Origin of the sequence: Sediminibacterium soli (genome assembly GCF_009939225.1) — a bacterium.
GTDB classification, from domain to species: domain Bacteria; phylum Bacteroidota; class Bacteroidia; order Chitinophagales; family Chitinophagaceae; genus Sediminibacterium; species Sediminibacterium soli.
The window spans coordinates 310,762-324,101 of record NZ_JAACJR010000008.1 but is presented as its reverse complement, the minus strand read 5'-3'; the positions used below and the strand labels follow the sequence as shown (position 1 = coordinate 324,101).

15 protein-coding genes are annotated in these 13,340 nt (G+C 41.1%); 12 read left to right on the top strand and 3 right to left on the bottom strand.

The window, feature by feature from the left end; genetic code table 11:
• The first annotated feature begins 3 nt into the window (after window positions 1-3).
• Window positions 4-246, top strand: coding sequence for a helix-turn-helix domain-containing protein (locus GWC94_RS08630; RefSeq protein ID WP_161834638.1), 243 nt, complete (start codon window positions 4-6; stop codon window positions 244-246).
• Window positions 247-344: 98 nt separating this feature from the next.
• Here GWC94_RS08630 and GWC94_RS17105 read toward each other — a convergent pair whose 3' ends face one another.
• Both GWC94_RS17105 and GWC94_RS08625 read right to left on the bottom strand, forming a co-directional pair.
• Window positions 345-608: a DUF6843 domain-containing protein gene (locus GWC94_RS17105; RefSeq protein WP_394367112.1), complete on the bottom strand. Its 264-nt coding sequence runs from the start codon at window positions 606-608 to the stop codon at window positions 345-347.
• A gap of 203 nt (window positions 609-811) precedes the next feature.
• The gene (locus GWC94_RS08625; protein ID WP_161834637.1) at window positions 812-1,027 is read right to left on the bottom strand and encodes a hypothetical protein; all 216 of its coding nucleotides are present in this window, start codon (window positions 1,025-1,027) and stop codon (window positions 812-814) included.
• A gap of 428 nt (window positions 1,028-1,455) precedes the next feature.
• Here GWC94_RS08625 and GWC94_RS08620 point away from each other — a divergent pair, with 428 nt between their 5' ends.
• The 10 genes from GWC94_RS08620 (at window position 1,456) to GWC94_RS08570 (ending at window position 11,831) form a co-directional block, all read left to right on the top strand.
• Window positions 1,456-1,884: a hypothetical protein gene (locus GWC94_RS08620; RefSeq protein ID WP_161834636.1), complete on the top strand. Its 429-nt coding sequence runs from the start codon at window positions 1,456-1,458 to the stop codon at window positions 1,882-1,884.
• Between the two features lie 314 nt (window positions 1,885-2,198).
• The gene (locus tag GWC94_RS08615) at window positions 2,199-2,813 is read left to right on the top strand and encodes a DUF305 domain-containing protein (protein ID WP_161834635.1); all 615 of its coding nucleotides are present in this window, start codon (window positions 2,199-2,201) and stop codon (window positions 2,811-2,813) included.
• 524 nt (window positions 2,814-3,337) lie between these two features.
• Window positions 3,338-3,796: an HYC_CC_PP family protein gene (locus tag GWC94_RS08605; protein ID WP_161834633.1), complete on the top strand. Its 459-nt coding sequence runs from the start codon at window positions 3,338-3,340 to the stop codon at window positions 3,794-3,796.
• 79 nt (window positions 3,797-3,875) lie between these two features.
• A complete protein-coding gene (locus GWC94_RS08600; protein WP_161834632.1) occupies window positions 3,876-4,355 on the top strand; it encodes a DUF3347 domain-containing protein in 480 nt (159 codons plus the stop codon).
• Between the two features lie 171 nt (window positions 4,356-4,526).
• Entirely contained in the window at window positions 4,527-5,093 is a 567-nt protein-coding gene (locus GWC94_RS08595; RefSeq protein WP_161834631.1) for a DUF3347 domain-containing protein, read from the top strand.
• A 5-nt stretch (window positions 5,094-5,098) separates the two neighbouring features.
• Entirely contained in the window at window positions 5,099-5,563 is a 465-nt protein-coding gene (locus tag GWC94_RS08590) for a heme-binding domain-containing protein (protein ID WP_161834630.1), read from the top strand.
• 3 nt (window positions 5,564-5,566) lie between these two features.
• Complete coding sequence (locus tag GWC94_RS08585; protein ID WP_161834629.1) at window positions 5,567-8,335, top strand: multicopper oxidase domain-containing protein; 2,769 nt, start codon at window positions 5,567-5,569, stop codon at window positions 8,333-8,335.
• Window positions 8,336-8,345: 10 nt separating this feature from the next.
• A complete protein-coding gene (locus GWC94_RS08580; protein ID WP_161834628.1) occupies window positions 8,346-10,889 on the top strand; it encodes a heavy metal translocating P-type ATPase in 2,544 nt (847 codons plus the stop codon).
• A 49-nt stretch (window positions 10,890-10,938) separates the two neighbouring features.
• Window positions 10,939-11,433 (top strand): DUF305 domain-containing protein, encoded by a 495-nt coding sequence (locus GWC94_RS08575; protein ID WP_202628673.1) that lies wholly within the window; start codon window positions 10,939-10,941, stop codon window positions 11,431-11,433.
• A 140-nt stretch (window positions 11,434-11,573) separates the two neighbouring features.
• Entirely contained in the window at window positions 11,574-11,831 is a 258-nt protein-coding gene (locus tag GWC94_RS08570; RefSeq protein WP_317163481.1) for a histidinol dehydrogenase, read from the top strand.
• Window positions 11,832-12,128: 297 nt separating this feature from the next.
• On the opposite strand, the gene GWC94_RS08565 is transcribed toward GWC94_RS08570, so the two are convergent.
• Window positions 12,129-13,004 carry an AraC family transcriptional regulator gene (locus GWC94_RS08565; RefSeq protein ID WP_161834626.1) on the bottom strand — a complete coding sequence of 292 codons (876 nt, stop codon included), beginning with the start codon at window positions 13,002-13,004 and terminating at the stop codon, window positions 12,129-12,131.
• Window positions 13,005-13,077: 73 nt separating this feature from the next.
• On the opposite strand from GWC94_RS08565, the gene GWC94_RS08560 reads away from it, so the two are divergent.
• Complete coding sequence (locus GWC94_RS08560) at window positions 13,078-13,338, top strand: (2Fe-2S) ferredoxin domain-containing protein (RefSeq protein WP_161834625.1); 261 nt, start codon at window positions 13,078-13,080, stop codon at window positions 13,336-13,338.
• Window positions 13,339-13,340 lie beyond the last annotated feature (2 nt).

Below are 13,340 nucleotides of genomic sequence, written 5' to 3'. Positions count from 1 at the left end.
TCAATGACAAAACTCGGATTGTATTTAGCGCAGAAGTCTGTAAACAAAGCTGAGGTAGCCAGGAAAACGGGATTAACGAAAGCTCGAATGAATGAGCTAACGTTAAACGAGCGTAGTCACTTAAGAGCAGAAGAACTTTACCTTATTGCGTTAGCAATAGGCGTAAAACCAAGCGAATTATTAGATGAGTTCTATGGAACTACTAAGCTGCCAGATTCAGGAGGTAAATCGAAAAAAGCTAATTAACCATAGTTGGCATAAAATTCAATTCCTTTGTTTTGCTATAATAGTAGCGACCATTAATTTCTTATTATCAGTGTCACGTTGAACAACGTCTATTTCGTCTATCCACATAATATCAATAGCGTTATAAGAAATCGGAACTCCCCGGTGCGTGCGTCACCACACGTCAATTGACGCAACCTGCCGTCTGGCTGCACATAATAATAGGTATTCCATTTACTTTTGTAAGTGCTTTGCGTATATAAAGTTCCAGATGCGGGAATTTCAAAAACTCTTCTCTTCCCATCCCGTTTTTCCGGCATACCGTCAGGGTCATTAAAGATTACGGTAGCAGTTCCCTTAAAACCATCAGGCATTAGGTACATATCGGCTTTTTTCGCCCAATACCCTGTCAATAAAATGACACCGCCAAAGATCACTGCACAGCAGTCAGAATAAGCAACATCGTGCGGTTATCTATAATGGAAGCAATCTTGAATTTCATTAAATAAGGAAGTTCGGATTTAATATTTTGGGGTCGAATTTTAAAAGAAGAGAGGTAGCAGCACGAAGGGGGGAAAGTACTTTTTCAAGGCTTCTTCGTGATCACCCATCCTTCCTGCGTCCGGATGCTCGGTATGTTATTTTGTTCTAACCACTTGTGGAAAGCAGCTACGTCTTTGGGGGTAAAATGAATAATGTGACCATCTTTGAGCATAATGGTGAAAAAGTCACTTGCAGCAAGAAACTTTGCTAATTGTCCGGCGGTATACTTAAAATCCGGGTAGTGGTTGGCTGAGGTCATACTATGTTGCTTTTAGTAGGTTCCTTTTTGACTCGCCGCCTGCACAAAAAAAGAGCGCAGGCAACAACTCACCGCACTGAGGTCTTAGGAAACCCGGCAACGATAAGTGCGCCCACGCCGTAGCATGAGCGTTCTCACTTATGTCCCATTGCCATTTGAAAGTTCCTAAGTTTCAGTGCAGGACTTAAAGCTAAAACGCTTCAAGAATATTTTGAACAAAGGTAACTTTTTGACAGTTATTTCAGGGATGCTATTGTAAAATGTTTATACATGTAGAACTAAGTACTTTTAGCTTTCTATCGCTCCTCCATTCAAAGTTTACTCATTCTATGAAAATCATTCGCTTACAGGGTAATAGGGGCATAATTATTGGAGAATAAAAATATGAACAAATGTCAAGGGGAATTGTAGTCCAATAAAAAGTCGAGATGTCACTGAGAGCTTTTGCCACAGGGAGTTTTGCAACATTATACCTGCTAATTGCAACGGGTACATTTGTCTGTATTGTCCATTGCACAGGAGACTTTATACTCAATAAAAAGGAAATTGCTCGTAAACACTCGGATAAATCACACGAAAACGGGGAAAAAGAATCACATAAAGAAAAAGGAGATTGCAATGGCGACAAAAACTGCTCCTGTTGCAATCAACACGGAAACTATGTCGTAAGCGAGAATATTAAAATTAATTTCCATATAAAAATTCCTCATCCGCCGGCATCTATCTTTCCATATCATTATCAATATCCATCCTATAGTGCTATCATTTCATTAGTTGATTCTTGGCCTGAAACACATGGGCCACCTGGAATTTCAGGTAAAGATATATCTATCAAATTTCGCTCCCTTCTTATATGATACCCACCTAATGTTGTAGCTCTCACAACACAAAATTGTATTGTCTTTTACGAGACAAAAAATAATCATCATATCATTCATCGGCTTTATGAGCTACTGTGCTGGCACATGTTTACTGCGGGTTAGCAAGTAAGGTCGAGTTTTCACGACTGGCACTGTACACACGTTATGAATAGATGAAAAAACGGTGTTGAAGAATTGGATTTAGTACCAATGACGTATGGTGATCATGCTCCGGAAAAGTTTCATTAAGAATATATCAATCACTGATGAAATCTAACGTGTAAACATTAACAATAAACAATATTACAATTATGAAAAATGTATTAAAAGTTTTAGCGATTTTTCTCTTTACCATTTCAATTGCGTCTTGCAGTAAAGATGATGATACCATCAAAATTCAAAAACATGATGATAACCAGATGATGTCCATTATGCACAGTATGATGGATACCATGATGGGCATGCAAAAAACAAATGACGCGGACAATGATTTTGCAATGATGATGCGCATGCACCACCAGGGAGCTATAGAGATGTCCAATGCCGAACTGAAAAGTGGCGATGATGCACAAATGAAAGAAATGGCGCAGATGATTATTGACGCTCAAGCAGCGGAAATCGAACAGCTAACCACTTTTTTAAATGCCCATTCACCACATGGGAATGTCCCTGAATTCAGTATGCAGCAAATGGCCAATATGGAAAGGTCAGGAAAAGTTACTGACCTCCAGATCATCAATGGAGACACAGATCACGATTTTGCCATGCTGATGATACAGCACCATCAAAGCGCCATCGAAAATGCAAGGCTGGAATTAATCTATGGTCACGAGGATGCCATGAAAACAATGGCAAGGAATATCATTGAAGCTCAGGATCAGGAGATCAAAGATTTGCAGCAATGGATTTTATCAGACGGAAAATAATAATAACAATTCATTATCTAACTAAAAAAGTAACATTATGTCACATCAACAATTCAAAGATTGCATCGATGCCTGTGTAGCATGTGCAGTAACCTGTAGCCACTGCGCCACGGAATGTCTTAAAGAAGAAGACGTAAAAATGTTATCGAAATGCATTCAACTTGATCTTGAATGTGCGGCAATATGTCGCTCTGCAGCAGAAGTTATGAGCTTGGGCAGTGAATACAGCCATCACCTTTGCCGTGTTTGCACAGACGTTTGTAATGCCTGCGCCGCAGAGTGTGAAAAACATGCTCAAATGGGTATGGAACATTGCAGGGAATGTGCTGAAGCCTGCCGGAAATGTGCGGCTGCCTGCGAAGAAATGGCTACTGCCGCATAACTCGATAATTCCTGCCTGAATTCACTAGGCAGGAATTATGTAACTATTTCACATAATTGTATAATATCCATAAAGCGGGCTATGTTATCTTTGTTGTTGATTGAGATCATTTTATAAAAGAATAACTATATTTGTGTAGTTGATGAAAAGAATCCGCCTCATACAGATAAAAGCAGTTTTCCTGTTAATTGTATTCTCTTTGAATACAGTAGTAGGGTTTGCCTGCTCTGTGGGTATGGATATGGGCTTTAACAGTTCACACCACCAGGAAGAAACTTCCGCTGTTCAATCGGTTTCGCATCAACATGCTAAACCGCATCATGAGCATAAAGAAGTATCTGATGCACACCATTCATCGCACGATGAAAAAAATAACTGTTGTAAAGATGAGGTTGCCAAGCTATCAAAGGTTGATAAATTAACGCCTAAGTCGCTTGATATTGTTATCCATCAGGTATTCGTTGCCGCGTTAACTTCCACCTTTTATCAGTTTAATGTTGTCCCTTCGGATCTACATACTCCCGACAACAAATTCTTCGTCCGAAGTCATCATCCTCCCATACCCGATATAAGGGTAGCTATTCAGAGTTTCCAGATTTGATTTAATGTTTTTTGCCTGTTGCATGGTGATTGTATCGTCATGCCTATAAATATTGCATTAAACATTAAAATCAATTAAAATGAAAAAGATACTTTTCGTAGTTGCTTTGATAGCAACTGCATTGGGTCAAAATAGCTTTGCCCAAAACAATGCGAGTAAAACGCAGCCTTCTGAATTACTTACCCAATATTACGCAGTCAAAGATGCCTTGATAAAAGGCAATGCCGGAAATGCGTCTGCAAAAGCTGCTGAATTTGTTACCACGGCTAATGCTATGGACGCTTCATTCCTTCCTGAAGCAAGCCGAACCGCTTTGGTAAATGATCCTTCAAATATTTCAAAATCAAAAGACATTGCAAAGCAACGCGAATATTTTACTAATTTCTCGGATCACCTATTCGCATTGGCAAAAACAACAAAGCTCAGCGACGGTCCGGTTTACAAAGCCTATTGTCCGATGAAAAAGGCGAGCTGGCTGAGCAACAGTACGGCCATTAAAAACCCCTATTTTGGAAGTGCTATGCTAACCTGCGGCAAAGTGGTTGAAACGTTAAAGTAAGGTCTGGCTTTTATCAGTCTATTAAATTCCTGATGTTTTAATTTACAATCATGGGAAAAATCATTGCAATCGTCAAAAAGATTTTTAAATCTCTTTTTGTAAAAAAGTGTTGCCGGTAGGCCATGCATATAACATATTCTTTATTATATATTTAAATAATTCGCAAATAAAATGAAAATATTAATCTTTAGTATAGCGCTGTCCACTTTGTTTTTTGCAGCGTGCAACAATGGCACGACTAAGAACCAGTCGTCAGAAGAACCTTCATCAGCAGCCAACAACCAGGAAGCACCTGCTGCCACGGTTAATCCTGCCGGAGAATTGGTAAATAATTACCTCCAACTTAAAGACGCCTTGACAAAAGATAATGACAAGGATGCCGCCACTGCCGGAAATGAAATGGTGAAGGCATTCAACAATTTTGATAAAGCATCTTTAACACCTGAGCAGGCCAAAGTCTATAACGACATAGAAGAGGATGCAAAAGAACATGCGGAGCATATCGGTGCCAATGCAGGCAACATCGAACATCAAAGAGAACATTTTGAAACGCTGAGCGAGGAAATGTATGAACTGGTAAAAAGCGTAGGTGCTGGTCGAAAGCTTTATTATACGCACTGCCCCATGTATAACAAGAATAAGGGGGCTGATTGGCTGAGCCAGACAAAGGAGATACAAAACCCCTATTTAGGCAAAGCCATGTCCACTTGTGGGACTGTTAAAGAAGAATTAAACTGATTGTAATGAGCCGGATAAAAATCACCCTCTTAGCGCTGCTGCTGGTTTTTATTCTAATCCAGTTTATAAGGCCTGCCCGTAACGAAAACGGGCAGGCTTCAACTGATCAGATCGGCAAAGTTTATGCAGTGCCAGAGAATGTAAAAGCTGTTTTGAAGGCATCCTGTTATGATTGCCATAGCAACAACACCCATTATCCCTGGTATGCAGAAATACAGCCTGCGGGTTGGTGGCTTGCCTCGCACATCAAAAAAGGAAAATCAGAGCTGAACTTTGACCTGTTTGGAGAGTATTCAAAACGGAGGCAGGATAGTAAGTTAAAGTCTATTGCAAACAGCATAGAGGATGGAACAATGCCTTTACCTTCTTATACATTAATTCACGCAGACGCAAAACTTTCAAAAGACGAGAAAATGCTTATAAAAAATTGGGTTAAAACGACTAGAGATAGTCTATCTAAAAAGAAATAAACAATGAATAGAATAATAATAGTTGTGCTGCTGCTTTGTTTTGGGCAATTAGCATTTGCGCAACACGAGGGGCATGATCAATCAGCCCAGAAAAACAAACAAAGTGAGATCTATACCTGTCCGATGCATCCGGAGGTAAACTCATCGAAGCCCGGAAACTGCCCTAAGTGCGGAATGAAACTGGTTGTGCAAAAGCAGAAAATCGTTCAGTCCAAAAAGAAAGTTCCTGCTAAAAAAAGTGTTCCGGAAAAGATGGATAACATGAAAATGGATCCAAAAAAGGAGGCGTCCAAGCCTGCTCAATCGGTTACCTATACCTGCCCAATGCATCCTGAGATCCATGCCAGCAAACCAGGCAACTGCCCTAAATGCGGAATGAAACTGGTAAAAGAGGAACCTAAAGAAGTACCGGAAAAGCATGACGGAATGCAAATGCCAGGGGACACATCAAATGGAAAGATGGATAGCATGGAAGACATGAATGGTATGCAGATGGGCGATAATGATGCCACGCTGGAAAACATAAAAAAAGCGAAAGCAAACTTAGGGCCTATAAAGACGATTACAAGTAGCCAACCACCAAGAACCGTCCGCTATGATTTATACATCCGTGATACTATAGTAACTTATGGCAAAAAGCCAAAGCGGGCTATAGCGGTGAATGGCCAGATACCTATGCCTACGCTCACATTTACACAAGGCGATACAGCCGAAATTTATGTCCATAACGAGCTGGATGAAGAAACATCGCTGCACTGGCATGGATTGTTTTTGCCGAACCGGATGGATGGCGTTCCATTTCTTACGCAAATGCCAATAAAGCCGGGAGAAACCTATCTATACAAATTTCCTATTGTTCAACATGGCACACACTGGTACCACAGCCATAGCAAATTGCAGGAGCAGATTGGCATGTACGGTTCGTTTATCATGAAAAAAAGGCAAGAATGGAGCATTCCCACAATTCCGGTTATGTTGAGCGAATGGACAGACATGAAGCCGGAAGAAGTACATCGCAGCCTGAAGAACGCCACCGACTGGTTTGCGATCAAGAAAGGCACTACCCAAAGCTATTTTGAAGCGATAAAAACCGGACATTTCAAAACGAAGGTTAACAATGAATGGAAACGCATGAATGCCATGGACGTGAGTGATGTTTATTATGATAAATTCCTGATCAACGGAAAAAATCAAAGCACCTATCCCAAATTTAAAGCAGGCGATAAAGTACGGTTGCGCATCGCTAACGGAGGCGCATCCGATTATTTCTGGCTCACCTATTCTGGGGGGAAGATCACGGTCGTGGCAAGCGATGGTAATGATGTGGAACCTGTGGAAGTTGACAGACTGATTATTGCAGTCTCGGAAACCTATGATGTGGTGGTAACCATTCCTGAAAATAAAAGCTACGAATTCCTGGTTACCCCAGAAGACCGGACTAAATCCGCCTCCCTGTGGTTAGGAGACGGAGAAAAAGTAGTGGCTAAGAAACTTCCCAAGCTGAAATATTTTGCCGGAATGAAAATGATGAACGATATGATGGATATGCAGGGCAATATGATCGAAATGGAGGGTATGAAAATGCAGAACCAGGTCATGGATATGAACACGGTAATGTATCCTGAAATTACCGGCCCGGAAAATCCGGGTGATACTGCAAAAGCAGACCGAATGCAGATGAACGGTGGTATGCATGACATGGCTGCTATGGACAACTCCAGCTCCGATATTGTAACGCTTAATTATAATATGCTTCGAGATCCAAAGAAAACAACGTTACCAAAAGGACCCTGGAAAGAATTGAAATTCGAGCTTACCGGCAACATGAACAGATATGTATGGTCACTGGACAATAAAACCGTTTCCGAAAGCGACAAAATCCTGATCAAAAAGGGAGAAAATGTGCGGATAATTATGTTCAACAACAGTATGATGCGTCACCCGATGCACTTGCATGGCCACGATTTCAGGATATTGAATGATCAGGGAGAGAATGCCCCAATGAAAAATGTACTCGATATTATGCCCATGGAACGGGATACCATCGAGTTCGCAGCCTCAGAGCCCGGAGGCGACTGGTTCTTCCATTGCCATATTTTGTACCACATGATGAGTGGCATGGGCCGTGTTTTTAGCTATCAGGATACGCTGGTTGACAAAACGGATATCACAGATTCCAAAGTAGCCAAGCGGGGTTTAAATTCTGATGACAGGCAATTTCACCCAATGGCAAGAATTGGTCTGGAAAGTAATGGCAGCGACGGCGAAATTATGCTGGCAAACACCCGTTACAAGCTTTCTACCGAATGGCGGATTGGGTTAAATAAGGATATGGGATACGAAAGCGAAAGCCACTTTGGAAGGTATCTTGGCAGAATGCAGTGGTGGTTTCCGTACATAGGATGGGATTTCCGGAAAAGGACAGTTGATCCAAATGAAAAAAACCTGTTCGGCCAATCACTTGCCCCAGGAAGGAACCTATTCGGGCAAAGCAACACTAAAAACTTCCGACAGGTTTTCCATATTGGTTTACAATATACCTTACCCATGCTGATTATTGCTGACGCCTCGTTGGACAATAAGGGAAATGTTCGTTTCCAGCTCATGCGTGAGGATATACCGCTTACAAGCCGGTTAAGAATGAACTTTATGGCCAATACCGACAAAGAATACATGGCAGGCTTTAGGTATATCGTAACTAAATACTTTTCGTTGTCTACCCACTACGATAGTGATATGGGCATTGGGGCCGGGTTAACAGTAACTTATTAAATACAAGAACATGGAACATACCTATAAAATAACCGGCATGAGCTGCAACGGCTGCCGTACAAAGGTTGAAAGTGCGTTGAACGGCATTGATGGGGTTTCCGCAGAGGTTACATTGGAACCACCACAAGCAAGGATCAAAATGGACAAACACATCCCAACAGAGAAATTGCAGCAGGCGTTGTCTGCTGTTGGAGACTATACTATAAATATGTCTGTGCACCAACTTACTGATAAGAACCATCAACATGCAGAACACAGTCATGGAAGTGCCATTTCGCATATACATGGGACACCTGCTTCAAAGCCTGCCTCCGGAAATAGCGGTGGCAAGTATTATTGCCCCATGCATTGTGAGGGCGATAAAACCTACGATAAGCCTGGGAACTGCCCTGTTTGCGGTATGGACCTCGTACAGCAGCCTTCGGTAAAGAAAGCTGCAAAATACACCTGCCCTATGCATCCTGAGATTATCCGGGATGAACCCGATTCCTGCCCGATATGCGGCATGGATCTGGTGCCTATGGAGGCCGACGCTGAGGAAGAGGATAAAGCCTACACCAGTCTGCTGCGGAAATTTAAAGTAGCAATCATTTTTACAGTCCCTATTTTCATCATCTCCATGTCAGAGATGATCTCAAACAATCCCTTGTTTGAAGTGATGCACCTCAAATACTGGAACTGGGTACAGTTCGCCCTGTCCATTCCGGTCGTGTTCTATGCCACCTGGATGTTCTTTGAGCGGGCATGGCGGTCACTTATCACCTGGAAGCTGAATATGTTTACACTTATCGGTATTGGTGCCGGAGTGGCTTGGCTTTTCAGCGTTATTGCCTTGTTGTTTCCCGGTATTTTCCCTGACCAGTTTAAGGCCCATTTGGGAACGGTTTACGTCTACTTTGAAGCAGCCACGGTCATCCTTGCACTGGTATTATTAGGCCAGGTATTGGAAGCAAGGGCGCATGGAAAAACCAACAGCGCTATTAAAGAATTGCTGAAACTAGCGCCAAACAAAGCCACCAAAATTGTGGGAGAAAAGGAATTGCTCGTAAACATTGATGATATCCAAAAGGGCGACTTGCTTCGTGTAAAGCCCGGTGAAAAAGTACCGGTTGATGGAAGCATCAAAGAGGGAGAAGTAACGATTGATGAGTCTATGATCTCTGGTGAACCGATCCCTGTTGATAAAAGACCGGGCGACAAGGTAAGTTCAGGCACCATAAACGGGAACAAGACTTTTACCATGCTTGCCGAAAAAGTAGGCTCTGAAACTTTACTGTCCCAGATCATTGAAATGGTCAATTCTGCAAGCCGTTCAAAGGCGCCTATCCAGAAACTGGCCGATAAAATTTCTGGCTATTTTGTACCGATAGTGGTGTTGATAGCGATCATCACCTTTATTGTATGGGCAATCTATGGACCGGAACCCGCATATGTATATGCATTTGTAAATGCAATAGCGGTATTGATCATTGCCTGCCCCTGTGCACTTGGCCTTGCCACGCCAATGTCTGTTATGGTGGGTGTTGGAAAAGGAGCAAAATCCCTGGTGCTCATTAAAAATGCAGAATCTCTGGAAAAAATGAATGCCATTGATGTAGTGGTCATTGATAAGACGGGAACGGTTACGGAAGGAAAACCATCTGTTGAAAAGGTCATCAGCGTAAAACCCGAACTAAGCGAAAATGATATTCTTCAAAAAATAATATCACTTAACAGCAACAGTGAACACCCATTGGCGCAGGCAACGCTTCGCTACGGAGAAGAAAAGAAATTAAACGTTCAACCTGTTTCAAACTTTGAAGCGGTTACGGGGAAAGGGGTTGTTGGGATGCTGGAAGGCAAAAAACTCGCTTTGGGCAACAGGAAACTGATGGAACAAGTAGAAGCGGAAGTTTCGTCTGAATTGCATGAACAGGTCAAAGCGGAGCAAAAACAGAGTAAAACAGTATCTTATCTCGCCGTTGATAACGCAGCCGTTGGTTTTGTAGTCATTTCGGACAAGATTAAAGAATCGAGCAAAGATGCCATCCGCAAATTACAGGAAGAGGGTTTGAAAGTGATGATGTTTACAGGCGATAATGAAGATACTGCGAGAGCGGTAAGTGAAGCATTAAACCTTGACGGATATAAAGCCCAAATGCTGCCCGAAAATAAACTGGAAGAAATAAAGCGTTTACAGTCTGAAGGAAAAAAGGTAGCAATGGCTGGCGATGGCATTAACGATGCCCCGGCATTGTCGCAGGCGGATATTGGTATTGCCATGGGCACCGGAACCGATGTGGCCATAAAAAGTGCCGCAATTACATTAGTAAAAGGCGACCTGAATGGGATTGCTAAAGCCAGGCTGTTGAGCCACAAAGTGATGCGGAACATTAAAGAAAACCTGTTTTTTGCGCTTGGGTATAATGTATTGGGGATTCCAATTGCAGCAGGAATTCTATATCCATTTTTCGGTCTGCTGCTTTCTCCAATGATCGCTGCCCTGGCCATGAGTTTCAGCTCGGTATCCGTCATCCTGAATTCCTTACGGCTGAGAAGCGCAAAGCTCAATTAAAACATGTTGGTTCGGATTAGACGCAAACTAAATAAAAAAAACATAGATCATGAAAAGCGAAAATCACAAAAACACAAACGAAACAATGGCGCATGGTGGACATCCATACAGGAAGTTATTGGTTATGCTGGTGCTGTCATTTATTTCCATGTATATTCTGATGTATGCGATGGTAAACCGCCTGGAAAATGTGTATCCTAATATTAACCAGTTCTACATGGCCTCTTTGATGACCATGCCGATGATGATTATTGAACTGGTTTTAATGCGTAAAATGTATATGAACAAAAGACTGAATGCGGTTCTTATTTCGCTAAGCTCGATAGGGCTGATAGCCTTTTTCTTGCTTATACAGTTTCAAACAGCAGTTTCGGATAAACAGTTTTTGAAAGGAATGATCCCCCATCATGCAGCAGCCATCCTGATGAGCGAACAATCAAAATCACAAGATCCGGAAATAAAAAGATTGCAGGAGGAAATTATAACCAGTCAGCGAGAGGAAATAAAAGTAATGAAAGCAAAGTTAAAGGAAATTGAAAAGTGAGGCAGCTCATTTCCGTTATGAACATCATCTGTGAGATGTGAGTGTGAAATTTAATACAAAAAGACTTGGAGTTATATAAAAATATATCAAGAGCAGAATGGGATGTAATGATGACACGTCCAATTAAAAATCTTTAAGAAATCAAAACCATTGCTCAGCAGATATTGGATGAAGTGAAAGCCGAAGGGAATAAGTCCGTTCGAAAGTTTACAAAGCAATTTGCCGGTGTTGATCTCGATGCATTTCAGGTTAGCCGACAAGAAAAAGAAGGAGTTTCCGGAAAAATAAATGAGCGGTTAAAAGCATCCATTCAACAGGCGGAAAAAAATATTTACAAATTTCACGAGGCACAGCGGGAGCTTAAGATAGAAGTCGAGACAATGCCTGGGGAAAGATAAGTGCCGGAACAAGCGTTGCTGCAACCGAAGGGTTATATGCACACAGCAATGCAGTTTCTATCCGACTTAAATCAATTAGCAACAAGGAGGTTCCATGAAAAAGAACATCAAAAGAGGAAACAGATAAACGCCTCATTTAAAACCAGGCACAAGCAGTCCTAAACGCAAACCAAAAAAGAAGCCATTAACTTTTTCTGATGTTTTAATCTTTATTTTTTGTTTAATTCTGTTCGTTGCAATGGTTCTCTTTATTTACGAGCATCTAATGCTCTTTTTTCGATAATCTATAGAGTAAAATTAAAGGATTGCAGTCAGTTTACGCGACTTGGTTCTATATTGTTTAGCTGTCATCCCATATTCATTCTTAAATATCTTGTTTAAATGGCTTTCATCGGTAAAGTTCATTTCATCTGCAATTTCTGATATAGTAAGGTCACTGAATTTAAGCCTTGTTTGGATCAGGTTGAGTTTATATCGGATGATATAGTCTTTAATCGTGTTGCCTGTCTCGCTTTTAAAATACCGGTTCAGATAGTCCGGAGATTTGTTAAACCAGGCAGCCAGATTTTCTAATTTAATCAGTTCCTTATCATAAATATGTTCCTGGATATATGCCGTTATTTCATGAATTTTACTTTTCGGATTTTTCTTTTTTGAAAAGGTGGTCATACTTTCCTGAATGTTTCTGGCAATAAGATGAAGAAGTAAAAAAACGATATTCTGGAGAATGATTTCTCCGAAGATCTGATTCTTCTCTTTTTCTTTGATTAACTGATAAATCAAAACCTTGAATAGGCTCCGGTCGGTGTTGGCTATAATATTTCCCTTAACATTATGATGATTGTGGAAAATATATTCCAGCCTTTTGAAAAAGTCACTGACATCCATTTTCTCCTCATGCCTGTGGACACTTTTACAGAAAAAACTCTTAGTAAAATCAACAATACAAAATTTGGTTGAAGTAACAATCTGAAAAGTATGGGCATCTTCCGGTGTCAGCAAAAACACGTCGCCCTTTGAAAAATCGAAATGGTTATTGTTGATATTATGAACGCCCGTGCCATCAAGAACGTAAATCAATTCAAAAAAATGATGTTTGTGAAGTCCTGACTTATTCGTAGCAACCTCCTTGACAGTCACTTCTACATCCTTAAAAAGCTGTACAGATTTCATAACGCAAAGCTACCGAAAAATGTCGGTTTTTTACCTGTTTTACCGCTGCCGACTTGGTTAATTTTGTAGATATATGTATATAGAAAATCGAGAGGAAACAGGAAGCGATATTATCATTTATCAGTGTGTTGGCCCCAACTGTAAAAAGAAGAAAGGCAAACTATTGGAAAACTATATTAAGAAGTACAGGTTGCAGGATAAAATTAAAACTGACGTAATGGGCTGTACCGACAGGTGTAATGCTGCACCCATCCTCCATCTTCATCCAGATGATATATGGTTTTCGGAAAGGGATTTAGGAACCGTTTTTAAAAAACATATTCTCAACAAGTAATA